The sequence below is a fragment of the Micromonospora deserti genome (assembly GCF_003236335.1).
In the GTDB taxonomy this organism is placed as follows: domain Bacteria; phylum Actinomycetota; class Actinomycetes; order Mycobacteriales; family Micromonosporaceae; genus Micromonospora; species Micromonospora deserti.
The window spans coordinates 1-23,888 of the sequence record NZ_POUB01000036.1; the positions used below are offsets into that span (position 1 = coordinate 1).

Sequence of the window (23,888 nt, forward strand, 5' to 3'; positions counted from 1 at the left end):
GCCGGCGGTGGACCATGCGCTGGAAACCGGCCCTGAACGCCTTCGACATCGCGTTCGAAGGACGCCTATCCGCAGGCCGCAAGTAGTCTTCAACCAACCCTGGACACACCGTTCGTTTGACAGTCCCCCGGGTAGTTCAAGGGTTTGGCCGTACGGTGGCCGGCCGCCGAGGAAGCGCCCTTCCAGCTTGGCGTGGGAAGCCATGGCAGTGCGCACGCGTACCTTGACGCGGTTAGTTCACCCTTCGCTCATCCCACTGAGCGCTTTCATCCTGGGTTTTGGCTGATCTGGGCGTGATGTAGGGCGAGGATGGCCTGGACGATCGCGGCGGGGTTGCGTAGCTGGGCGGTGGCCATGATGTGCAGCGCCGCGATCGCGGCCGGGCTTGCCGATGCCCGCGCCGCCTTTCTCGCGCTCGCACTGGTCGACGCCAGCCGCGCGAGGGAGGCCGTGGTGGAGGCGCTGACCGCGCTGGCGCCACACCTGACCCAGTACGGCCGTTTGGTCCACCTGCCCTGCTGGGCGAAACCGAGTTCGAGTACCCGCCGGGCTACCTGATCCGCTCGAACGACTGGCGGATCGACCTGACCGGGCAGGCCGGTGTGTGATGTCAGAGGGTGCGCGGGGCGACCCCGGCGGCCCGTCGTCGAGCCGTCGGGGTCGGCGCGGTCGGGTCAGCGCTCCTGTGGCCGCCGGCGGATGACCGGGGCGAGCCGGATCAGGGCCAGGCCGGCGATGAGCAGGGTCGCCCCGGCGACGATGGACCAGCCGATGCTGAGCCCGGTCACCGGGAGGGTGGCGGTGCAGCCGGCGGCGGCCGCCGCGCATCCACGCGAGTACATGAGGGGTTCCTTTCAGGAGTTGATCCACACGCGGTCGGTTCCACGTAGGGTCTGGGCCAGCGCCCGCCAGTAGGCGAAGGATCGGACCTGCTCGTAGCACCACTCAGGCAGTAGCGCGGCGGCGGTGAGCAGCGCCCACCAGCCCTGCCGGCGGACGGTCAGCACCCGCTCGATGACGAAGATGCCGGTGATCGGCAGCCAGCGCGGGTCCCACGGCACGTAGCCGAGGATGATCCAGCCGGCCACGAGCGTGATCAGGTAGAGCGGCACCAGCAGGGAACTGCTGTAAATTCCCAGCTGTCGCAGCCAGTTGCCGGCGTTCCACCTGCGGAAGCCGTACAGCCGCAGCGAGTCGAGCATGCCCCGCTGCCAGCGCACCCGCTGCGTGATCAGCGCCTGCACGGTGGGCATCGAGTCGGTGATCGCGTCGAAGCCGGGCGCGACCCGGGGGCGGTAGCCGAGCGCCCGGACCGCGAAGGTCATCTCGATGTCCTCGGTGGCTGGGTCGCGGTGGTAGAACTCGCCTGGGTAGCCGGGCAGCTCACCGGTGGCCCGGGCGGCGAGGATCTGCCGCACCAGCGGGACGCGGAACAGGGTGGCCACCCCGGAGAGCACGATCGCCTTGCCGCCCTTGCGCCACACCCAGCGGGAGAACCGGGCGTACTCGTTGCCCTGGAGGATGTCCAGCAGCCGCGGCTGATGGTCCAGCCGGTAGTCGGCGCAGACCGCGCCGACGCCGCGCCGCTCCAGCACGTGAACGGCGGCGGCCACCGCACCCGGGGCGAGGATGCTGTCCGCGTCCGTGACCAGCAGCATGTCCCGGTCATGCAGGGACGGCAGGAGCCGGTTGATCGACCAGTTGAGCGCGCCGGCCTTCTTGTGCGGATTCGGGCCGGGCATGTCCCACACCTCGGCCCCGGCGGCCCGGGCGATGGCAGCGGTGTCGTCCGAGCAGTTGTTCGGCACCACGATGAGCCGGTCCACCGGCCGGGTCTGCGCGAGCAGAGCCCGGACCGTCGCGGCGATGGTGGCCGCCTCGTTGTATGCGGGTACAACCACCACGACCCGGGTGTGCCGGAAGGTGCTCATGTCCGCTTGTGGTTCCCGTTCGTGTTGCCGCCCGCGATCGTGATCAGCTGCAAGTATGGAGAGGCCCGATCGGCAGCTCCATAGACGTGAGAACCACTCTCGCTACCTGATGATCCCCTCAGTCGGCCGGGGGTGGCCGAACCCGCCCGCCAACCGGTCGTTGCCGGCGAACGAACGGCCGGCCCGCCCTCTGTCGATCGGAGGAGGCTCAGCACGCGGCGTCCAGCCTCGCCCGCTGTTCGGGAGTCGACTCCAGGTCGACCGCGGCCAGGCTCTCGTCGAACCGCACAACCGAGGAGACACCGACCAGGGGGATCGCCAGCACCCTTGTCCTGCCACTGCTGCCGGCGCCACGGACGCCGACCGACGTATCACCTCCGTGACCCCGCGGGTGGCGCGACCAGCACCCTGCGCTGGGTCAGCCGGATCGGGCGGGATCCGCGGCGTCACCGCTGGCCGGTCACCGGTTGAGGCGCTTGTAGATCGGGGCGAGTCGCTTGTGTAGGTCCTGGTAGACGTCGAACGCCTCCTGGTACCTCGCCCGGTTGGCCGCGGTGGGCTCGAAGACGTGGTCGTTGCGCATCAGGTCGGGGATCTCGGCGAAGGAGATCACCCCGGTACCGACCGCGCCGATCCAGCCCGCACCGCGGACGTTGACCGCGAGCGGCTGGGCGTCGCGACGGATCTCAATGCCGAGTACGTCCGCGAAGATCTGGCACCACGCGTCCGACAGCGCGCCGCCACCGGTGATCGCCATCGAGGTGACCGGCGCGCCGAGGAACCGGTCGACCGACCTGGCCAACCATCGGGTGTTGAACGCCACCCCCTCGAAGACCGCGCGCAGCAGATCGGAGCGGTTGGTGTCGAGTGAGATGTTGAAAAAGCCCGCGCGCAGGGCCGGGTCGTCGACGGGCGCGCGTTCACCGTAAAGCCAGGGGGTGTAGAGCACACCGTTGGCGCCCGGTGGCACGGACGGGATGATCTTGTCAAAGGCGTCGAAGATCGTCCCCTCGTCGCGGGTCACCTGCCCGGCTGCGAGCAGCGGGTCGTCGTACTCCACGACGTTGTCCCGCAGCCAGGTCAGGTTGGCGCCCGCCGTGGCCTGCAGGGCGGTCATCAGGTAGCGGTCCGGGATGGCGCACGGCACCGATGCGATCCCGGCGACGATGTCGGTCTTCTTGCGCGGCACGTGCGCTGCGATCCACGACGAGGTGCCGACGTAGAGATGCGGTTCGTTGTGGCCGGTCGTGCCGGCGCCGACCGCGGCTGCGGTGTTGTCGATGGCCCCGGCCACCACCTGCACGGACTCCGGCAACCCCAGGTGCGTGGCCGCGCTCGGTGACAGCGTGCCGATCACGTCGGTGCAGGCGACGATCGGCGGAAACTTGTCCGGGTCAATCCCGCAATCGGCGACCAGCGCGGGGGAGTAGCGGATGTCGCCCGGCCGCCGGTTGTCGGTCACCCAGGAGGTGAGGATCGAGTCGACCGTCGCCACCGTGCGGTCAGTCAGCTTGAGATTGATCCAGTCGAGCACGTTGAGGAAGGACGCGGTGCGCTCGTAGACCCCGGGCATCTCGTCGCGCACGAACAGCATGTGCGCGGCCGGGTCCTTGCCGGTCACCGACGGCATCCCGCCAGTCAGCCGCAGCCAACGGGCGATGCGGCGTACCGAGATCCCGCCGTACGCCGGGAAGCCGCCGAATTGCCGGCGCAGGTTCGCCGCGCCGCGCATGTCGAGCCAGCTGATGCACTGGGTCAGCGGCTCCCCGGCGGCGTCGACGGCGATGGTGCCCTCGCCCTGCGTGGAGGAGCAGACCGTGGTGACCGCCCGCAGGTGCTCCGGGTGGGCACGGCCGAGGTCGCCGGTCACCTCGGCGAGCGTGCTCCACCACGCGACGGGGTCCTGCTCGGCGCCGCCGCCGCGCAGCACCCGCAGCGGAACCGCCCGTTCGGCCCAGCCGGTGACCGTGCCGTCGGCAGCGACCAGGGCCGCCTTCATCCCCGACGTGCCGAGGTCGATCGCGAGGATCTGCGGCGCTACGGCCCCCACCGGTCAAACCCCTTCGACGAGCGCGAACACCTGGTCGAAGCGCGCGAGCGCGTCGTCGATGACCTCGTCGGTGTCGGCCATCGAGGTGTACATCCGCGACCCGGCCAGCGTGATGATGCCGTGGGCGGCGTACGCCGCACCCATCTGCTCCATCAGCCGCTTACGGGCCTTGTTCTCCTTGAGCAGCTTGATCGGGTTGCGCATGGCCAGCAGCATGACGCCGCTGCACTCCAGGTGCACGATCGACCCCTGGTTGTAGGCGACGTAGGGCAGGCCGTACTTGTCAATCAGGCGCTGCAGGCCCCGCGTCAGCCGGTCCCCGGCACGCCCGGCGATCACCGGTGCGTTGGTGCGGGCCATCTCCTGGATCGCGAAGTAGCCGGCCGCACAGGACAGCGGGTTGGCCGAGAGCGTCCCGCCGACCTGGATGTGGGCACCGCTCTTGCCGTCGAGCCCGGAGCCGAAGACCGCCATGATGTCGGCTGACCCGCCGACGCCGCCGGCCATCGGGTAGCCGCCGGACACCGCCTTGCCCAGGACCGTCAGGTCGGGGGTGACCCCGAAGTAACCGGCCGCGCCACCGAGACCGAGACGGAAGCCGGTAACCACCTCGTCGAAGACCAGCAACGCGCCGAACTCGTCGCACAGTTCGCGGACCTTCGCGTTGAAGTCGTACGGCACCGGGCGGGTACCGGACTCTGGGCCGACGGGCTCGACGATCACGGCGGCCGTACCGCCCCGCAGCCGGTTCTCGATGAGCTTGCGCTTCAGTTGCCCGAGGTCGTGCGGGAAGGCCTCCCGGGTACGGCTGGTGGCGCCGAACGGGATGCCCTTGGCGTTCATCCGGTAGGTGCCGGGCACCCGCAGGCCGTACACCATGGTGTCGGACCAGCCGTGGTAGGCGCCGCCCACCTTGATCACCATCTTCTTGCCGGTGAAGGCGCGCGCCCCGCGGACCGCCGCCATCACCGCCTCGGTACCCGAGCCCAGCGCCCGGTACATCTCAATGTGCGGCATGTACCGGTGGATGATCTCGGCGAGCTTGAGCTCGTACTCGTGGAACAGTCCGGTCACCGGGCCGGACTCGCGGATCACCGCCGCCACCTGTTCGTTCACCGGCCCGTAGTTGCTGCCCAGGATGGTCGGGCCGCCGGCCTGCAGGAAGTCGATGTACGTGTTGCCGTCCCGGTCGGTGAGGTACGCCCCCTCGGCGGAGTCGATCGCCAGCGGGATCGGGTAGTTGAAGGCCAGGTTGTGCTGCACGCCGCCCGGAATCCGCCGCTTGGCGCGATCGGTGATTTCCTTGCTCGCCCGGCACTTGGTCTCGAAGTAGTTGAGTACGTCGAGCAACGCGTCGTGGCGCAGCCCCCGTACCGGCTGGGCCACCAGCGCCGTGAGCCGACGCATGGTGTCCTCGACGTCGAGGTAGCTGCTGATCGCGTAGCCGAGCCGGGCCGACTCACTCCCCGGCGGCTCGGCGACGTCGCCCTCGGAGGTCGCGGCGCTGGCCGTGGCGACCTCGGCGGCCGTCGCGTCGGCGCTGGATAACTGCTCGTCAGCGGGTACGCGTACCGGCGGGACGGCCTCGGTGATCTGCGCGGCGATCCGCTTCTCGTCCTTGCGCAGCTTGCTGAAGGCGATTTCCCGGACCGCGGCTGGGATGGTGTAGACCTTGCCGGCCTCGGTCATCAGCGCCAGCAGGTAGGCGATGGAGACCTTCTCCAGCAGCGCCATGTTGAACACCGCCCGGCCCGGGTCCGTGCCGAGGGCGACGATGCCGTGGTTGGCGATGATGAAGGCGTTGTCGCCGCTGGCGACCCTCTTCTGGACGTTCTTGGCCAGGAACCCGGTGCCCGACGGGGCGTAGTCGATGATCGCGACCTGCTTGCCGAGGAAACGCACCTGCTCGTCGGTGAGCGCCGGGATCGGCTTGCGGAGGAAGGCCAGCGCTGACGCGTACGGCTGGTGGGTGTGGATGATCGCGTTGACGTCGGGGCGCTCGCGGTAGATGTTGGCGTGCATCCCGCACTCGATCGACGGCGGCAGCCCGGTCCCCGAGGAGTCGGGGACGTGCTTGCCGGCGAAGTCGACGATGCAGACGTCCTCGACGCGCATCCTGTCGTAGTCGTAGTTGCTCGGGGTCACCGCATAGAGCTGGCGGCCGGGGATCCGGACCGAGACGTTGCCCTCGGTCGCCTTGAGGTAACCACGCCCGAGCATCGTCCGGCACATGTCGACGACGTGCTGACGGGAGGTGCGGTGCTCCACGAGAATCTCCTCGGTCCGTGACACGGGTAGTCAGCGCGTCCATCGTCGGGCCCGGCGCGGAGCGGAATCACCGTCTTGCGACCAGCGAGATCCGGCGCTCCGTTTATCACGGCGTGACAAAATGCCGGCGTGACTGCGGCATCGGTGTCGTCGACTCCCTGGCAGCGCCTACCCGTGGACCTGGCCACGGCGATGCGCCCGCGCCTGGCTGTCACCGTGCGGGCGGTCGCCAGCGCGGTCGCCGGGGCGACGCCGGCGTTCGCGACGATCGACGACGCGAAGTTCGAGCGTGACGTGCGTGCCGCCGTGCAGGTGGCGCTCGAACGCTTCATCGATCTCGTCGGCACCGACCAGCCCGCGCTGCCGCCGCGGTTTCGCGAGGTCTTCGTCGCCCTCGGGGCCGCTGAGGCGCGCGAGGACCGCGGCCCCGAGGCGCTGCTGGCCGCCCTGCGGATGGCGTCGCGGCTGATGCTCCGGATGGCCTCCGAGTCCCTCGCCCAGGTGCGTCCGGTCGGCATCGAGGAGCTCATCGACCTGTCCGACGCGATCAGTGCGTACGTCGACGAACTGGTGGCGGCGAGCACCGACGGGTTCGCCCTGCAACTGCGTGAGCAGGCCGGGGAGGGCGACCGGCGTCGCCGCCAGCTGGCGGAGCTGCTGCTGCGCGGCAGTGCGCCGCAGAGCGTCGTCGTCGCCGCGGCGGCCGGGATCGGCTGGCGTGACCTCGACGCCGTGGTGCCTGTGCTGCTGCCGCTGGACCAGGCGCGTGACGCCAGATTCCGCTACGGTGCGGACGGTGTCGTCGCTGAGCGCGCACGCGACGCGGTGCTGCTGCTGCGTGACGGGCCCCGCGCGGCCCGGCCCCACCTGACCGACGCGCTCGTCGGACGGGGGGCCGTGGTGGGTCCGATGCTGGGCTGGGTCCAGGTGCCGGAGGCGGTACGGCTGGCCGAGGTGACCGCCGCGCTCGTCGGGCCCGATCCTGGTCCGGTCTTCGCCGACGATTATCTCGCCGTGCTGGCGCTGAAAGGGGAGCCGGGCGCGCTGGCGGTACTGGCCACCCGCCGCCTGGCACCGCTCGCGCAGCTTCGCGAGGCCCAGCGGCAGAGCCTCCTGGTGACCCTGCACAGTTGGCTGCGGCACTGGGGCTCGCGTGCTGCGGTCTCAGCCGAGCTGTTCGTCCACCCGCAGACGGTCAGTTACCGCCTGGGGCGCCTGCGCGAACTGCTCGGCGACGACCTGGACGACCCCGCTGTCAGGTTCGAGCTGCTCCTCGTCCTGGCTGCGGATGCGCCACCCGCGCGGGCCCGGTAGGCCGACCCGGTCGCGCCGGTCGCGTCCCGACGTTCAGACGCCCGCAGCATGAGGTGGCGTCGTACCGACTCGACGTGGGCCGGTGCGGCGTTCTCGAAAGCGTCCAGGCCTTGTGCGGGGAGCACGAGGAGCCAACCCCTGCCGTCGGTGGGGTCCGGTGTGCGCCGCAGGAGACCGCGTGCTTCCATTCGGGTCGTGCCGGGACAGCCGGCTGTGTGACCAGCCCATCGTGGGGGAGCGTGATGATTACAGGGCACGACACGGTCTTCGTGACCGGCGCACCCGTCGATGCCGGCATCCGGGCGATGCTGGATGTTCTTCATCGCCGATGGCCCAAGATGCTGGTTGCGGTGAGCGGGGTTGCCGACGGCGTGTTCCTGCCCTGGCTGACGGCGCGTAGCGACGTACCGGCTGGCGCCGGCGAGGTGCTCGTCGCGCGTGACGCTCAAATGGAGCAGCGTTGGGATGAGGTCGGCTACTCGCTCATGGAGTACGACGAGGGACCATTCGCGGTGCTCTACCAACCAGCCGGTCGAACCGCGGTCGAGATCCGAGTCGACGAGGACCCATATGGCCGGTCCGGACCCGGATTCGAACCACACTCGGCGACGTTGGTCACTGCCGGCCTGTCACTCGTCACGGTGGTGACGCCGGACCTCGAAAGCCGGTTCAGCCGTCAGATCCTCGATGCGCTCAGGCAAGCGCTGATCAGCCAGACCCGTCATACCTGATGGCTCGCACCCGCGAGGCGGGACATCCCGGGTCAACACAACCGTTGGGCGGGAGGCCCTCAGTGGCCGCCCGCCCAACGGTGTCGTTCAGCAGTGGGGGAGGCGGAAGCTGGCGATGCGGGTCTGCCAGCCGTTGCCAGCGGGTGCCTGGGCGGCGCCGGCTTGCGTGTAGTACTCGTTGACGTACCAGAAGGTGCAGTCGTCGACGGGATCGACGTTCAGCGAGGTGTAGTCGCCCCAGCGGGAGTTGAGGCTGGTCTGTGCGGCGGTGCCGGTGACGATGGTGGCCTCACCGAGGGTGAACTGGCCGCGTCGGTCGCCGGCGAGGCGGCCGGTGTAGCGGATACCAGGGTAGACGTCGGTGCCGTTGACGACACTGTAGCCGAGGGCGATGTTGCCCTTGCGGTCCTGAGCGATGCTGCCCATCCACCGGTTGACGGTGTCGTCGGGGGCGAAGGTTCCCTCCTGGTGGATGCGGTAGTCGCCGCGGCGGTCACGGCGCAGTTCCCACCAGCGGATGCCGGCCTGCCCGGGTCGGGCCTCGACGGACTGATTGGTGACCATCGCCTCGTAGGAGCCGAAGTCGCGGTAAGCGAGCCGCCAGGTGGGCCGCTGCCGGTAGGAGAGTACGTCCAGGTATTGGGCGGGGTCGGTGATCCCGGGCTGGGGCAGGCAGTCACGGGCGGTCGGCTGGCAGGGGAAGACGGAGTCGTATCCTGCGGTCGGCAGTTGCGCCTTGAGTCCGATCGAGGCGGTGGGGACCGCGTTCCAGGTGACGTTGAACTCCCAGACGTTGACGGCGTCGAAGGTGGCGCCGTAGGCCGCGCCGTCGTCCTGGGTGCCGACTATCGGGGCGGGGGAGCCGGCCCGGGGCGACCGGGGCCCGTCACCGTCGGCGGGGAGGAGGCCGTCGCCGATGAGGTTGAGCGGGACACGTCCCTCCTGCAGCAGGAAGCTCACCGCCCGGGCGTGCGGGTCTCCGGCGATCATCCGGTCGCGTTCCAGGCCGTAGACCCCGATGCCGTAGATCGACGGGTCGACGGTGCCGAACTCGCGGGTGGTGATCAGGTAGGAGTCGTCCCACACTCCGTACTTCGGGTAGTCCGGGAAGTTGTAGCCGGTGCTGAAGGCGTACCGGTAGTAGGAGCCGGTCGGGTCGCCGGTGGTGGAGATGGCGACGCAGTTGTAGAAGAGGTTGGCCGGCTCGTTCGGGTAGCCCACGCCGCGGGTGGTGAACTGGGTGAGGATCCACCGATCAGCCCGCTGGTCGTAGAGGACGATTGGATCGCCGGAGTGTTCGGCGCACTCGTCCACGGCAAAGCCCGTCCACAGGTCCCCGAGCGCGAGGGGACCGAGCAGCAGATGGCCGGTCTTGGAGTAGACGCCGAAGACGAGGTTGACCATCTCGACGTAGTGGTTCGGGCCGACGTCGCCGACCGGGTCGGGCGGGTTGACCCGGCCGCCGAGGACGGTGAAGTTGTCCTGGTTGCTCAGGCCCTCGAAGTTCGCCGTGATCGCGCCGATCGTGGGCGCTGGCTTCCTGGACTGGACCGCCTCGTCGGGGCTGTGGCCGCGGTCGGTCAGCCGCGGGCCGCGCTCCTCGGGCAGTTGGAGCGGCGTGATCGCCGCCGAGCGAAGGACGGTGCCGGCGATGTCGCGCAGGGGCGCGGTGACGTCGAAGCCGGCGGCACGGGTGAAGGTCGGCTTGTCGAGCGTGGACGCCGGTTCCGGCTGCGCCTGGGCGGTGTGGGTGGGCGTGAGCAGGCCGGCCAGGAGTACGCCGACTCCCAGGGCCGCGAAACGTCGGATCCGTCGTCGTTGACTACCGTCGATCACGTGGTCCTCCCATCGATCCACTGTGGTAGATCACGGGGAAGACCTTATGGGGCGGTCGCCGTGAGTCAGCGGTGCGAATAGGGTCTGCAGCAGAGTGCGCGAAGTGACATTCCGCCGTCACCTTGGGTGATCGGCCGGCGCCGTGCACGGACAGGGCGTGATCGGTGCGACAAGGGGTGCGGTGGGAGGCCGAGCCTACCGTGGGCCGTGGTGACCAGAGGGGCCACCACGGCCCAGTGAGCTCGAAGTCGTCGGAGGGTGGTTTCGGCGGTGACCTGCTCGGCTTGGACCTCGGCGATACATCGGCTGACGATGTTGGGGTCGGCGCCGCTGGCGAGGGCGGCGCGGTCGCGGACCAGTCGGGCGGCGCAGGCGGCTAAGGTCTCCCGCGCCGCCTTGATCGCCTGCTGGTCGGTGTCGTCATGCTGGGCGTCAGTCATTGCCTGGATGGTGGCGGTGACTCATGCTGATGAACGCTGTGTGGGTGGTCGATCGTCGGGATCGTCGTCGGCTTGAGGTTCTGCCAGCCTCCGGGCGATCTGTTCGATGGCGGCGAGGTCTTCGGGGGCGAGCCGGTCGATGAAGTGGCGTCGTACCGACTCGACGTGGGCCGGTGCGGCGTTCTCGAGAGCGTCCAGGCCTTGCGCGGTGAGCACGAGGAGACAGCCCCTGCCGTCGGTCGGATCCGGTGTGCGCTGCAGGAGACCGCGTGCTTCCATTCGGGTCGCGTGCCGGGACAGCCGGCTGCGTGACCAGCCCATCTTGTCGGCCTGTTCCCCCAGGGTGCTGGTGTGCGCGGGCCGCTCCGACAGCGTGCTCAGTACCTCGTAGTCGGGTTCGGAGAGGCCGATCGCGGCCAGGTCGCGCGCTGTGCCGGTCTGGACAGCGACCATGACGCGCAGGAAGGCCCGCCAGGCCCGCTCCTCGTCGGGGTTCAGCCAGCGCGCGGCCCCGGCCGACGGCTTTGTTGACATGTAATCAATCTAGCACCTAGGCTTCGTTTCCATGTCAACGAAACCGCTTCGTGTCCTTGCTCTGATGTGCAGCACCCGCCCAGGCGCCCTCGGTCCCGTCGTCGGGCAGTGGCTGATCGACGCGGTCACCCCTCGGGCCGCAGATCTCGGCGTCGAGCTCGTACCGGTGGCCCTCGGCGATTTGAACCTGCCGTTCCTCGACGAGGAGGAACATCCGTCGTCGGGCGTCTACCGGCATGAGCACACCCGTCGGTGGAGCGCGATCGCCGACGCGGCGGATGGGTTCATCGCGGTCACGCCGGAGTACAACTACGGGATGCCGGCGACTCTGAAGAACGCGCTGGACTACCTCAGCGGCGAGTGGGCGTGGAAGCCGATCGGCTTCGTCAGCTATGGCAACACGTCGGCGGGTACCCGATCCGTCCAGCACGCCAAACAGGTGGTGACCACGCTGCGCATGGTTCCGTTGGGTGCCACGGTCGCGATCCGCATCGGTGATTCGGTGGAGAAGGGGCGGCTGCGGCCGGACGGCGCCCGCGACGCGGCGGGTATCGCTCTGTTGGACGAGCTGGTCCGGGTCGCCCACGCCCTGCGGCCGATGCGCGAGCGCGCGCGAGCCGGAACCCTGTCCGGCCCCTTGCCAGGGTCCTACGCGAGGCGGCTGACCCCGGACGATGCTCCCGAGGTCACTGTGCTGCAGCGGTGCTGCTGGGTAGACGAGGCTGTGGTCAACGACACCACGGCCATACCGGCACTGCACGAGTCGCTGGAGGAGGTGCGTGAGTGGCTGGCGAGCTGGCACACCACGGGCATCTGGCTCGACGGCCGGCTGCTGGGTATGGTGCGGACCCGCCCCATCGAAACCGACTGGCACCTGGGTCGACTCGCCGTCGTGCCCGACCTGCGCGGCCGAGGTCTGGGCCGGTGGCTGTTGCGTACCGCCGAAGCCGCCGCCGGACCGGATTGCCGCCGCATCCTGCTGTTCACCGGCGCCACAAGCCTGCGGAACATCGATCTCTACCAGCGCGAGGACTACCAGCCGGCGTCACTCGCCGGTCTTGACGGAACCATCTGCCTTGCCAAAGACATATCTGGTAAGCAGCGCTGACTTGTATGCACATCTGCCTGTGGGGTTCCAAAACTCAGTCATGTCCGCTGGGCTGGTCTTTTACGCGGCTCGTTCGTGTTCGTTGATTAGCCCGCCGAGGACGGGCCGGCGTTTGATCCGTTCGTGGGCGAGGTCGATGGCGGGTCGGTCGGCACGTGGAGGCTGCAGCCGCAGTGCTCGATGCGGTCGTCGCTGGTTGTAGTGGCGGGCGTACAGGTCGAGGGTGCGGCGGAGGTGTTGCTCGCTGACGATGAGCATGCGGTCGGTGACCTCGCGGCGGACGGTTCCGATGAACCGTTCGGCGTAGGCGTTGGCTCGTGGGCTCTGTGGTGGGATCTTGCAGACGGTGATGCCGGCGTCGGCCAGGACGGTGTCGAAGGCGGTGGTGAACTGCCCTGCCCTGTCCCGGATCAGGAACCTGAATTGGTCGGCCCGCTCGCCGAGGTTCATGAGTAGGTTGCGGGCCTGCTGCACGGTCCACGGCCCGTCGGGGTTGGCGGTGACGCCGAGGATGTGTACGTACCGGTTGCCGATCTCCATCACGAAGAGCACGTACAGGCGCTGGAGGGTGAGCGCGCAGTCCACATGGAAGAAGTCGCAGGCGAGGATGGTCGATGCCTGGGTGTGGAGGAACCGGCGCCAGGTGGTGTGGTCCCGGCGTACCGGCGCTGGCGGTATGCCCAGATGTTTGAGGATCCGGCGGATCGTGGAGGCGCCGATTCGGTGCCCGAGGCCAAGCAGTTCGCCCTGGATGCGCTGGTATCCCCAGCTGGGATTGTCCCGGGCCATCTGTTCAACGAGGCCGGCCACGACCGGGTCGATGGGTGGGCGGCCGGGTCGGTTCGGGTAGGTCCAGTGGCGGGCGACCAGACGTCGATGCCACCGCAGGACCGTCGCCGGGGTGACGAGCCGGTAACCCTTCAACGCACGGGGCAGAAGTCTGATCAGGGCGGCGAGCAGGGCTCGATCCGTCCAGTTCAGCCGCGGCTTCGGGTTCTGTCGGCGCAGGATCGCGTTCTCGTGACGTAAGACGAGGATCTCCACATCCTTGGCCGCGCTGGTTCTTGCGAGGAGGGCCAGCCAGCCGGTGATGCGACACAGCACGAGGTACAGCAGACGCTGCGACACAAATGCCGATCATTCCCGACACCGCAAACCATCACATCCGCCCAGCTCACGGGCTACGGGCCCGGTTCTGGCACTCCACAGCCATCCCACATCTGGTCTCCTTCGCCAACGGACTGACCCGCGACCGCGACGCGGTCATCACCGGGCTGAGCCTGCCCTACAGCTCCGGCCGGGTCGAAGGTGCCGTCAATAAGATCAAAATGTTGAAGCGGCAGATGTTCGGCCGAGCCAACACCGACCTACTACGCAAGAGAATCCTGCTCAAACCGTAGGTCCCTTTCTGGCCCGGCCCCGCAAGATCCTTGCCAGAAACTGACCCTGGGGATCATCCGGAGGTGGAGGTCGTCGGGGCATGCATCTGGGGGTCGCCTCCCTTTCCGTTCTGCCAGGCAACCAAGGTGTGCGGATCGGCCTGTCGGTCTTCGCATACACGGCGGCTGGGCTGCTACGTCAAACCGCTCAAGTAGCGCGCAAGCTGCGCATTCAATTATTCGCCAATTGCTGTTAAATCGTCGTCCGGCATGGTGGCAGTCGAGGCGTGGCCTGATCCCTGGCTTCGCTACTGCAACGTGCAAGGAGGACTCATGAAGGTACGACTACTTGGCGCGGCTGTCGCCGGAATCCTGGGAACCGGTCTGCTTGCGACACCGTCGCAGGCGGCCGCCGGGATGCTTCCGGCCGAAGGAGGTGTGGCGAGCCCAGCCGGGCGAGCCGAGAGGATCGAGATGACAGCGCCCCCGGGTCTGAGCGAAGCGGAGCGTCAGGACCTGGAGACGCTAGCCCAGCGAACCGGTGAGCCGCTCGGTGCAATCCTTAAGCGCCAAGCTCACTCTGAGAGCATGAACCGAGCGCTGGCACGCCTCGACCAGGTTGCACCGGGCATCATCGCCGCAGCCGAACTCTGGGAAGACGGCACATACCGCGTCTATGTCAAAAGGGCTTCGCCACAGCAGATGGATGCGGCCCGAACCGGACTGGCTCACCTGCCGGTGACCATCGTTGGCGACCGTAGGTACAGCAACGCGGACCTCACCAAAGTCCTGCCGTCCCTCAGCCGGCTCCTGGATGCGGCGTCGCCCGAGGTCTACGAAGTCAGCTACGACGCAGCCAAGGACCACTTCGTCGCGACGGCCTCCGCTACCGCCGCGAAAGACATCCGTGGGGCATACCCGACACAGCGGGACGGGCTCGTCGACGTGGCCGGCATGCCCGTCGAACTCATCGTCAAGAACACCCCGCCGGACGCCACTCCCGAAACGACAGTGGTCGGTGGTGCAGGCCTGAACATCAACGACGGCGGGGTCTTCCGACCTGCTTGCACCGGCGGGTTCACCGTACGCACAACGACAGCAGTGGGAACGTTGACAGCGGGGCATTGCCCAAATTTTCTTTACTATGGAAGCGAAAGGATCCTGAGTTTCGCGGCTGAATGTGACCCCACTTCCAGCACTTGCGACAATGGGGACATGCAATGGCATGCCACATCATCGATCGCACCACGCTTCCGAGCCGATAACGACGAATATCGCGACGTGGCCACGGTGGGATTCCCGGTGGTAGGCGACATAGCATGTCACTATGGGATCGGAACCGGCCATAAGGTCTGCGGCGCGGTGAGGCAGGTAAACACCTGCCTTAGGCTGCAGGAGCCCGAATTTGTGGCGACCAGACTGTGCAACGCAGCCACAATGAAAACCTACATTTCAACGCATGGCGACAGTGGAGGCCCGTGGTTCTATGGCAGCACAGCCTTGGGAATCCACCATGGCTCGTACCGGTACGCTGACGAGGATCAGAAGGTCTCCGCGTTCACGCAAACCGCCAATCTGCGATACATTCTCCCAGGCGTGAACATTGCCTACAAGTGAATCACGTCCGCAATCCCGCTCCGACGCGCATCGGGTTCCAAGCAACCCGTCGAACGGGACTACCCGGATCTTTGTGTTGTGAGGCAGAGATCCCCTCTCATTTTCCGTGATGCACGGGTGAGATCTCTTCCAGTGCCGTGAAGTGTCGCAGCTCCATGAGCACTGGTAGGATATCATCCGCTTTTCCCGCCTCCGCGGAGGCCACTCAACCCCAAGTCCCGAGCACAGGGGCACCGGTCCATGGGTGTCGCTTCCTCCAGACACCTCCATACATCCCGAGGTGCGGCGAAAGGGGGGTCATCGAGTTTGACCGGTCTTGGAAGTCGCTCGATTGATTTGGTGTTTGCGGCGGGTGCTGGCGACCATGCATCGTAGCCGCTGGTTGTCGGGGTCGCGGAATCCATAAGCGTTCCTGGCCTCTAGTTTGGATACACGGTTGGTGGCGTCGCGGTCGGGCCGATAGTCCACCATCACCACGGCGCTGACTGGCGCACCGGCGCTGACCGTCGCACCGAAAGCGTCGGCGAGGCGGTGGACCGGCACGATCAGGCGTGAGCCGACCGGACTCGGTCCGATGCCAACGTTTGTCCACATGCAAGGCCTCCCGTTGCGCCCAAACGGTGGCGAGTTCTGGAAAAAGCTCGACCATGGTGCCGCGAACACCGGCGGCCACCGGCAGTGCCTGGCTGGCCAAGGCTCCGTTTCCGGTACCGGTGACGAAGAGCTTGTCTTTGGCGATGAGGGCACCGAGAGCCGGCCTGGCATAACGGCTGTGTACTCGGACGGAGGCTGTATCGCAGCCTGGGCAGGCCGCGGACGGGGTGACCGTGTGCGCATTCTTGCCACGCTGTTGATACAGCTGCCGGAACGTGCCCATCGCGTCACCGGGAGTCCCGTTGGGGCAGATGCCGAACGCCTTTCCGGTCTTGGCGCCCGCCTTCTGCAACTCCTCCCAGGTCGCGACCTGCGGGTCGATGCCCAGCTTGGCGAACAGATCCTGCCGGTAGTACAGCACCGTCGGGCAGGTGTCCGACTCAATCGCATACGTCTGCCCGTCCGCGGCGTAGTCGGCCAGCCGCAGCAGATCAGACTTCTCCTGTTCCGACAACAACTCGGTCCAATTCACGAAGATCGAGGAGGTGATCTTGTTCTTCATTGTGCGGGGGAACTGGCTGACCTCCACCCCCACCACGTCCGGAGTCCCGGTCTTAACCTGCGCCTGGGCCAGCATCTTGGTCACCACGGCATCGGCGCCTAGCGTCGTCACCTTCAGGTTGTACTGGAACGGCGTCTTCTTCGCCTCGGTCAACGTCTTGGCCATCGCCGTGTACGTCTTGATGTAGCCGGGGTCGTGAGTCCAGAAGTCGATTGTCACCGGACCACTGGTCACCGCCTTCGACGACGAACCGCCCGGCTGATCCGAACACCCTGCCAACGCTGGGCCGGCCACCAGGCCACCTCCCAGCAACCCCGCCGCTCGCAACAAACTCCGCCGACTCAACAGGGATTGGTGTTCATTTCGGTTCTCCTCGGACTATAGTAACAAATGAGGTGATATCGAATGTTTGGGTCAAAAGTAGTTCTGCTGCATGGATCTCGGCGACCGAGCCGCGTTGCCTGGCCAGGCGGTTCGCGTGGGGAGCCAGCCGTACGGCCGGATCCTGACGGACCGGCGTGACATCGAGATAGAGGGTCACCTCGTCCGAGCCGCGGAGTCCACTGAGGTCGATCGCCCACGGCTCGCCGCTCCAGAACAGGTCGTCGAACGGCTCCGCGTCGGGTCGGCTGATCTGGGCGACGTCGCCGACCAGGTCGACACGGAGCACCGCCCGTTCGACATCGGCCGGAACGGAGGGTACGGTCAGCCGATACCGGGCGCAGTGCTCGCGGATCTCCGCCCGGGTGGGGGCACTGGCACGGCCGTTGAACGATCGAGGAACCGGTCGCTCGCCGGAAACGCCGCGGATCAGGGTGACCTCCACGGGCGACGGTCGCTCCACGGCGATGTTGGTTCGGCGCCAGGTCGTCGTGCCGGTGTCAAACTCCTCGACAGTCGCGGACGTTTCGGCCAAAGCCAGTAGGGCGTCGTCTCTGACCACGATCTCGGCGTCGCTGAGCACGAGGTGGCGGCGGCCGTGAAGGGTCGGCGTCCAGGCCCGTAGCGCCTGGTCGGGATTGAGGACGACAACGTGGGACCGTTCTCTGGTGGGTGCCGTGAAGGTGACGGCCGTGCCGCCCGGCTCGACAGTCACCACGAACTGCTCGTCGTCGCCCTCGGTGTGCGCCGCCGTGGTCTGGTAGCTGTCCGCGACGCACAACTGAGCCGGGAGACTTGGGTGAGCGTGCATCACCAGTATCGGGGCGCCGTCGTCGGCCGTCAGTGCGGTGAGCACGTTGGCTGTGGCCCAACGGATCTTCAACGCGCCCACGGACAACCCGACCGGGAGGCACCACAACGCACCGGGAGGCACGTCAACGGGCCTCGGCGGGAAGACGACCGGTGCATCGTCATCCAGCCGTATCGCGAACTGCACATCGGGCACTGGTCCGAGGGGCTCGACTGCCTGATGGTTGTTGACGAAAACGAAGCCCTCCGCGCCGTCACTGCGTAGGCACCAGCGCAGACGTCGGTCATCCGGCTTCGACGGGCTGGCGCCATCATCGGGGAACGTCGTAACCATGCCCGCTAGTCGTGGGCCGAAGGCCTCGAGGAAGCTGTGCTGCAGTGCGAGGCGATGGAAACTTTCCCGCACCCGCAGATCGCGTCCGATGGGGGCATGGAAGTCGTAGTTAAGTCTCGGCAGGTCGTTCGGGTAGCCGGTGTCATGCGACTCCTGCAGCCCATCAGCGGTGTCCGGATTCGTTCCACCGACATACATGTAGTAGCCCTGCCAAACCGAACCGCTACCGAGCTTGACGTGCGCGACTGCGGCGATGTCGAGAGCGGATGGGACGGGCCGGCGGTGGTAGGCGGCGGCCATGCCGCCCCCAAGCTCGCACGTGGCCGGTGGCAGGTCGGGATCCTTCTGCCCAGCCACTCCGGTCCAGTTGGCGCCGGCGAGGTCCCTACCCACTCCCGGGTCGTCCCACTGGTCGGAGAAGTAGAAGTGGGACCGGAACGAGTCATCCCATTCTTCGTGGGCGTCGACCCAGAACCCTTCGGAGTAGCCGGAGTACACCGGGAAGACGTCGGGGACCGGGAGTTGCGCATTGCCCCAGCCGGTGGCTGTCCACAGGACGGGATTGATGCCTGCGGCCTGTGCCATCGCTTTGAGGGTGCGGATGTGCTGGGGGTTGTCGTACAGCTCGTTCTCGATCTGAACCGCGATGACCGGACCGGATGGTGCGCGCAGCGGATTGAGCTCGCGGCCGAGGTGGCTGAAGTACCGCTTTACATCGGACAGATAGCCGGGGGAGTCGGTGCGCCTCTCTTCATGCTTGGCAATGAGCCAGTCCGGGTGACCGCCGTAGCGAACCTCTCCGTGACACCACGGACCGATTCGTACGATCACTGGGAATCCCTCGGCGGCGCACAGCCGGAGGAATGCGCCGAGGTCACGATTACCAGTGAAGTCGGCGTCCTGGTCTGGCAGGGGCTGATGATGGTTCCAGAAGACGTATGTCGAGACGAGGTTCACCCCGCCGGCCCTGAGCAGCTCGAGAGCCAACCGCCACCGGTCACGGTTCAGCCGGCTGTAATGGATCTCGCCGCTGATCGGAAACCATCGGCGGCCGTCCCGCAGCAGCGAACGGTTTGTCACGACCAGCCCGGATGCAGGATCGCTCGCCTCGGGAATCATGACACGCTCGGCGGCGGGCCACGGGCGATGGCGGATGCTGTAGGCGGCTGATGGCGCGGGTGCGCTGACGGACGAAAGCGGCGCGCCGGACGACCTTGTCATGCGGACGCCTCCCGTGCCGGTCGAAGGGGGGTGCCGGTTAGGAACGCCTCGTTGCACTGCCGTTGAAGTGCAACGTCGTCCCACATCGCGTGGTGCGGCGCGGCGTTGGAGCAGACGATCGTTCCCCAGGCGCCGACCCGGAGCGACTCGTCGATCGCCAGCCGGCAGAACTCGGCCCCGATCGGGCCCTCCTCGAAGCGCCCGTCCCGTGGGGTGTAGCCGATCCATCCCTCGCCGAAGACGATCGGCACACCGTGCTGGTTCGCCCAGTCGTGCGCGACGTCCAGCCAGAGCCGCAGCGTGGTCGCCATTTCCTCCTCCCACGCCGGGTAATGCCGGTAGAGCCAGCGGTCGACCGCCTCGGCGTCCGCCCAGTCGTGAACGAAGATTTCCGCTTTGGACACGATTGTCGCGGTCAACCGCCAGGACTGATCCGGTGCCCAGTCGGTCAGCTTCGGCGATCCGGCCCGCAGAATCTCCTGCTCGGCTGGTGTCTGGTCGAAGGCCTCAGGGCGACCCCGCAGCCCGTAGCGATCGATGAACGCGCCCAGGACTCCGTAGACATAGGGGTGACAAACCAGGACGTCGACCGTTTCCGGGATGCCACGCATGGCGCCGACCGGCACTCTCGCGTAATTCACGGTGACGGGCCGATTGGGGTGGCGGCTGTGGAAGGCAGCCAAGGCCCGCTCCAGCCGCGGCCGCAGGGCAACCACTCGTTCGTCCGGGTCGCCGGTCAGCCCGTCGGCCAGGTGCCCAGCCTGCACCTCGTTGTGTATCTCGGTGAACGCGATCCGATCGTCCAACTGGTGCTCGGCCAGGAAATCGATGAGGTCGGCCAGTGCGACCGCCTGAGCCTCGGCCCGCTGCTCCGGCTCGATGTCCATCAAGGCATTGCACCAGCTCGGGTCCTCGGCGAAGGACGAGCTTTGCTGGTACTCCCAGGAAGAGACGATAACGAAGCAGCCGTGACGCTTCGCGGCCTGGAAGAACGCGAGCAGGTGAGCGCGCCCGTCGATGACCGTCGGGTGGCCGACGTCGTACCAGCGCACCCGTTGGCCGTAGGCGCCGCCAAGGGACCCGAGCCGGAGCGCAGAAGTGTCCAGGCCGCTGCCGAACAGCAGGTACGGCATGGCACAGATCCGCACCGTGTTGTAGCCCCGGTCGACTGCTTCGGCAAATGCCCGGTCGAGGTCCTCAAACGGCTCGCCTGGTCCGGTGCGCACGTACCAGGAGAAGTCCCAGAGCGTGATGGTCAGGCGCTCCGGGAGGTGCGCGGGCCGGGGGACAGGGACGTAGCTCATTGCAGGCTCCCGGCGGATTGAAGGTGGTCGGTGAGGTCTCGGGCCAGCTCATGACTGGGGTCGGCGACAAGTACGGCGTCGAGGTGGCGCCGGGCGGCGACGGGATCTCCCGCCAGCAGGGCGAGTTGCTCGCGGAGCAGCTCGACGGCGAGATCGAGGCGTCGTTGTGGGTCGTCGTCGAAGAGGATCAGCGACGGCAGCGAGGTGGCGAAGTAGTCAATGACGGCCGGTGTCCGGGCGAGCTGCTCGGCATGCCGCGTCAGGCCGCTCACCAACTCGTCGGCGTACGCCGATTCGCCCAACCGGCGAGCCGCCAAGACCGAGAAGTAGGTGTTCTCCGAGAAGGTCGACGGACTCATCTGGGTGAAGTCACCCCGCGACACGGCAGCCTCCCGCCAGCACCGCTTCGCCTTGTCGTGATCTCCCGCCGCGTCCAGCGCGATGCCCAGAGCCAGCAACAGTCGGGCTGGATTGGCCAGCGGGTGACGGGCTTCACCCAGCGACTCGGGTGGGTTCAGCGCCGCTTCGACGTGCGCCACAGCCGCTGCGGCGTCTCCGCGTGCCAACGCCTGCTCCGCCAGGGCCAGTCGGGTCCGCTCCCAAGCCCGAAGCACCTGACCCTCTCCGCCCTCCCACGGCTGAAACCGGCGGTTTTCGAACACCGCGAGGGCCTCCTCGGCTCGGCCGGCGGTGACCAGCAACTGGGCGTACTCCACCGCCAGGTCGTCCCGCTCGATCAGCGCCGACGGAAGTTGCTCGAGCCGATGGAGGCGGACGTCCGCCGGCACGCCGATGCGCTTGAACAACTGGTCGGTCTCGGACAACAGCCGGGCATCGCCCGGTGCGTGCCGCAGCGCCTGTTCGTACGCCGCGATGGCCGCCTCCGGATCGTGCCGGTGGTTGTAGGTGGCGACCGCGAGATTGCGCCACACCACGGGATCCGAGGGATCTAGGGTCGTCGACCGCTGCCAGTGGCCGATGGCGTCGTCGACCCGGTTGTGGGCGTAGCACCAGTGGCCGAGCAGCGCGGCCGCGGTGGCATCGGTGGGGTCGGCCGCCAGCGCGGCCTCGAGTGCGACGACGTCGTCGAGCCGTGAGGGGAAGTTCCAGGTGCGGTCTCCGGCGCGGGCGCGGGCTCGCGCCTGGGCCACGTGCACCGCGTCGCCGAGGCGGTCCGCGGTCACCGCGGCGTGGTAGCCGGCCAACACCGCGCAGGCGGTCTGACCGAGCGGGCGATGCGCATCGGCGACGCGGGTGTCGTCAAGTAGCTTCATGGCGGTCCGGAACTCGCCGATGCGGGCATTCTCAACGGCTACGTCCAGCAGCGTCTGCGCCTCCGTGTGGCCGCGTGTGGCGTCGAGCCGGCCGGCCAGCTGAAGCGCCCAGACATCCAGCGGGTCAAGCGCCAGCGTCTCGGCGAGGAGCTGATCGGCCTCCGCGACGCGCCCCAGCCGGCGCAGCAGCACCACGATGAGATCCCGTACCTGCAACTGGTCAGGTCGGGTCCGCAGTGCCTCGGCCGCCCGCTCCAGCGCCCGGGCGTCGCGGCCGTGACGGGCATCGATCACCGCCATCTGGTGATTTCCCGGGCCTGCCCAGGCGTCCACCCACGTCGCCTTGGCGAACGCCGCGTACGCCTCATCGTCCCGGCCGAGGCGGGTGAGGGTGAGGCCAAGCAGGTAGTGCGCTTCGCCGCTCTCCGGGTTGGGATTGAGAGCCGTCAGCCGGGACACGGCGGATCGCAGGTGCTCCTCGGCCTCCGCGAACCGCGCCTGTCCGTACCGTCGGGCCGCGAGGGCGGTGTGCGTCGGGGCATGCCCGGGATCACGGCTCAGCGCCTCTTTCCAGTACGGCTCCGGAGATCGCGTCGCGTGCCGGTACTGCTCCAGGTGGCGACCGGTCAGGTACAGCTCTTCCACGGAGGCGATCACCGCCGGCGGTGCAGGCTCGCGGGCAGGCTGGGCGAGCCCTGGGTCGTGGCTGGTGCTCGATTCCGTTGCGGGGCTCTGCCAGCTCAACAGTGGCCGCCCGTCGCTGCGCACCTCCACGGAGTGCGGTGAGGCCGTGTCGACCGTGACGGTGGGCCGGGAGTCCGGTCCGAGCTCCAGACGCTCGCTGTGCAATCGGCTGCGGTGGTGATCCCGCACCACGATTTCGACCTCGCCCAAGCTCCGGGATGCGTCGAAGCGGAGCACCGTCCGCTCGTCCCCGCGCTCGACCCCGAGGGCTGCATCCAGGCTGGCCGCGACCAGCGGGCCGGTGCCGGCCAGCGGGTACCAGTACTGAGAGAACGTCTTCGTCTCGCCGGGCGCGAGATGGGAGAAGTCGGGTTGATTGTCGGTAAACACACCGGCCATCAGTTCGATGTAGGCGGCTCCGTCGTCGGCGAGATTTCGGTTCCACGCGTGCCCGAAGGGCGCATCTCCCCAGGTCCACTGCTTCTTCCCCACCGCGTAGTGGTGGTCGGCGTAGTGCACGAAGCCGGCCTCGGCGCGATGGTCGTAGCCGCCGAAGAAGTCCCCCTGCGAGCCCAGGCACATGTACGACGTCGGAACCGGGATATTGCGCGGCCAGTCCAGCCGATCGCCCGGCACCCGACGCGGGCTGTCCGGCCGGCTGTCCAGGTGGCGCCGGCTCGGATAATCGACCCCGTAGTACGCGCCCGTTGCGGTGGGGAACGTGCTGATCGCTCGTTTCGCGTGGTCGGCGACCACGGTGACGTCGGAGGGAAAGAAGGACTGATAGTCGGCGTGCACCCGGGCCGCCACATTCGCCCACCAGAGGAAGGTCTGGGGCTGCTCACTGCGATTGAACAAGCGGACCTTGAGCTCGATGAGCGTCGAATCCGGCCGCAATCGCACGCCGTGCATGCCCTTCATCCGCGCGAAGGGGTCGTGGTCGGAGCACCAGACGGTGCCGTCTGCCTCGTCGATTTCCCAGGCCATCGGCAGGAAGGTGGCCGGCCGGTGGTGCTGCGGCCAGTTGAACTCCACACCGCCTGCCACCCAGGGCCCGGCGAGCCCGACCAGCGCGGGTTTGATCACCGGATTGGCGTAGAACATCGAGTAACCGGTGCGCTTGTCCACCGCAAGCTGGATGCGCCCGCCCAGCTCAGGCAGGATCAGCAGGCGCAGGTAGACGTTCTCCAGATGTAGCCCCAACCATTGGTGATCGGTGCGGGACTCCTGGATTCGATCATGAAAGGGCAACGGGAATACTCGGCCCGAGGATCCTTGATAGACCCGGCGATCGAGATACGCGGGGTATCGGCCCGGCGCCTCGGGCAAGTACGTCGGGATGGTGACCGGTGCAGCCCAGGTCGCCACGGGCGCGTCCGCCAAGCGTTCCGGACGTTCCGGAAGATCGAAGGCATGCTCGAGCATGGAGCAGAAGCTAAGCTGCTGCCAGGGCGTTCGGAATGCATGGATCGACTGTCAACCTGGACGATTCTCTGACCCCGGCTACGCTTGGGCG

General features: G+C 67.8%; 17 protein-coding genes and 2 pseudogenes. 6 read left to right on the top strand and 13 right to left on the bottom strand.

The annotated features are described in order from the left end of the window. The first annotated feature begins 309 nt into the window (after positions 1–309). Complete coding sequence (locus C1I99_RS08280) at positions 310–558, top strand: tetratricopeptide repeat protein (RefSeq protein WP_111133621.1); 249 nt, start codon at positions 310–312, stop codon at positions 556–558. Positions 559–674: 116 nt separating this feature from the next. Here C1I99_RS08280 and C1I99_RS32670 read toward each other — a convergent pair whose 3' ends face one another. From C1I99_RS32670 to C1I99_RS08305, 4 genes are all read right to left on the bottom strand, one after another. Continuing rightward, positions 675–842 (bottom strand): hypothetical protein, encoded by a 168-nt coding sequence (locus C1I99_RS32670; RefSeq protein ID WP_158554031.1) that lies wholly within the window; start codon positions 840–842, stop codon positions 675–677. A 12-nt stretch (positions 843–854) separates the two neighbouring features. Beyond that, complete coding sequence (locus tag C1I99_RS08290) at positions 855–1,931, bottom strand: glycosyltransferase family 2 protein (RefSeq protein WP_111133622.1); 1,077 nt, start codon at positions 1,929–1,931, stop codon at positions 855–857. Positions 1,932–2,391: 460 nt separating this feature from the next. Beyond that, complete coding sequence (locus tag C1I99_RS08300; protein ID WP_111133623.1) at positions 2,392–3,981, bottom strand: xylulokinase; 1,590 nt, start codon at positions 3,979–3,981, stop codon at positions 2,392–2,394. Between the two features lie 3 nt (positions 3,982–3,984). Next, positions 3,985–6,249, bottom strand: coding sequence for an aminotransferase class III-fold pyridoxal phosphate-dependent enzyme (locus C1I99_RS08305; protein WP_111133639.1), 2,265 nt, complete (start codon positions 6,247–6,249; stop codon positions 3,985–3,987). A 129-nt stretch (positions 6,250–6,378) separates the two neighbouring features. Between C1I99_RS08305 and C1I99_RS08310 the strand changes: the two genes are divergently transcribed. After that, complete coding sequence (locus C1I99_RS08310; protein ID WP_233512404.1) at positions 6,379–7,563, top strand: PucR family transcriptional regulator; 1,185 nt, start codon at positions 6,379–6,381, stop codon at positions 7,561–7,563. Between the two features lie 41 nt (positions 7,564–7,604). Here the strand turns inward: C1I99_RS08310 and C1I99_RS33875 are convergent. Beyond that, positions 7,605–7,791, bottom strand: a pseudogene (locus C1I99_RS33875) (MarR family winged helix-turn-helix transcriptional regulator); the annotation flags it as partial. Between the two features lie 14 nt (positions 7,792–7,805). Between C1I99_RS33875 and C1I99_RS08320 the strand changes: the two are divergent. After that, entirely contained in the window at positions 7,806–8,294 is a 489-nt protein-coding gene (locus tag C1I99_RS08320; RefSeq protein ID WP_111133624.1) for a hypothetical protein, read from the top strand. 87 nt (positions 8,295–8,381) lie between these two features. Here the strand turns inward: C1I99_RS08320 and C1I99_RS08325 are convergent, their stop codons facing one another. The 3 genes from C1I99_RS08325 to C1I99_RS08335 all read right to left on the bottom strand — a co-directional run bounded on the left by C1I99_RS08325 (position 8,382) and on the right by C1I99_RS08335 (position 11,104). Next, positions 8,382–10,130 carry a hypothetical protein gene (locus C1I99_RS08325; RefSeq protein WP_111133625.1) on the bottom strand — a complete coding sequence of 583 codons (1,749 nt, stop codon included), beginning with the start codon at positions 10,128–10,130 and terminating at the stop codon, positions 8,382–8,384. 65 nt (positions 10,131–10,195) lie between these two features. Then, entirely contained in the window at positions 10,196–10,570 is a 375-nt protein-coding gene (locus C1I99_RS32675) for a hypothetical protein (RefSeq protein WP_158554032.1), read from the bottom strand. Positions 10,571–10,591: 21 nt separating this feature from the next. Next, positions 10,592–11,104: a MarR family winged helix-turn-helix transcriptional regulator gene (locus tag C1I99_RS08335; protein WP_111133627.1), complete on the bottom strand. Its 513-nt coding sequence runs from the start codon at positions 11,102–11,104 to the stop codon at positions 10,592–10,594. A 31-nt stretch (positions 11,105–11,135) separates the two neighbouring features. Here C1I99_RS08335 and C1I99_RS08340 point away from each other — a divergent pair, with 31 nt between their 5' ends. After that, on the top strand, positions 11,136–12,212 hold the full coding sequence (locus tag C1I99_RS08340) for a bifunctional NAD(P)H-dependent oxidoreductase/GNAT family N-acetyltransferase (RefSeq protein WP_111133628.1): 1,077 nt from the start codon (positions 11,136–11,138) through the stop codon (positions 12,210–12,212). A gap of 60 nt (positions 12,213–12,272) precedes the next feature. Here C1I99_RS08340 and C1I99_RS08345 read toward each other — a convergent pair whose 3' ends face one another. Then, positions 12,273–13,340: an integrase core domain-containing protein gene (locus C1I99_RS08345; RefSeq protein ID WP_111133629.1), complete on the bottom strand. Its 1,068-nt coding sequence runs from the start codon at positions 13,338–13,340 to the stop codon at positions 12,273–12,275. A 2-nt stretch (positions 13,341–13,342) separates the two neighbouring features. Here C1I99_RS08345 and C1I99_RS34560 point away from each other — a divergent pair, with 2 nt between their 5' ends. Together C1I99_RS34560 and C1I99_RS32260 are read left to right on the top strand one after the other, a co-directional pair. Next, a complete protein-coding gene (locus tag C1I99_RS34560) occupies positions 13,343–13,612 on the top strand; it encodes a transposase (protein ID WP_267897485.1) in 270 nt (89 codons plus the stop codon). Positions 13,613–13,924: 312 nt separating this feature from the next. After that, positions 13,925–15,208 carry a S1 family peptidase gene (locus C1I99_RS32260; RefSeq protein WP_146603918.1) on the top strand — a complete coding sequence of 428 codons (1,284 nt, stop codon included), beginning with the start codon at positions 13,925–13,927 and terminating at the stop codon, positions 15,206–15,208. An 865-nt stretch (positions 15,209–16,073) separates the two neighbouring features. Here C1I99_RS32260 and C1I99_RS35185 read toward each other — a convergent pair. From C1I99_RS35185 to C1I99_RS08370, 4 genes and pseudogenes are all read right to left on the bottom strand, one after another. Next, positions 16,074–16,529, bottom strand: a pseudogene (locus tag C1I99_RS35185) (extracellular solute-binding protein); the annotation flags it as partial. Positions 16,530–16,722: 193 nt separating this feature from the next. Beyond that, positions 16,723–19,110 (bottom strand): beta-galactosidase, encoded by a 2,388-nt coding sequence (locus tag C1I99_RS08360; RefSeq protein WP_111133631.1) that lies wholly within the window; start codon positions 19,108–19,110, stop codon positions 16,723–16,725. After that, positions 19,107–20,414 (bottom strand): cellulase-like family protein, encoded by a 1,308-nt coding sequence (locus C1I99_RS08365; RefSeq protein ID WP_111133632.1) that lies wholly within the window; start codon positions 20,412–20,414, stop codon positions 19,107–19,109. Before C1I99_RS08365 ends, C1I99_RS08360 begins: the two co-directional genes overlap by 4 nt. Further along, positions 20,411–23,797, bottom strand: coding sequence for a DUF5107 domain-containing protein (locus C1I99_RS08370; RefSeq protein WP_111133633.1), 3,387 nt, complete (start codon positions 23,795–23,797; stop codon positions 20,411–20,413). Before C1I99_RS08370 ends, C1I99_RS08365 begins: the two co-directional genes overlap by 4 nt. Positions 23,798–23,888: the final 91 nt, after the last annotated feature.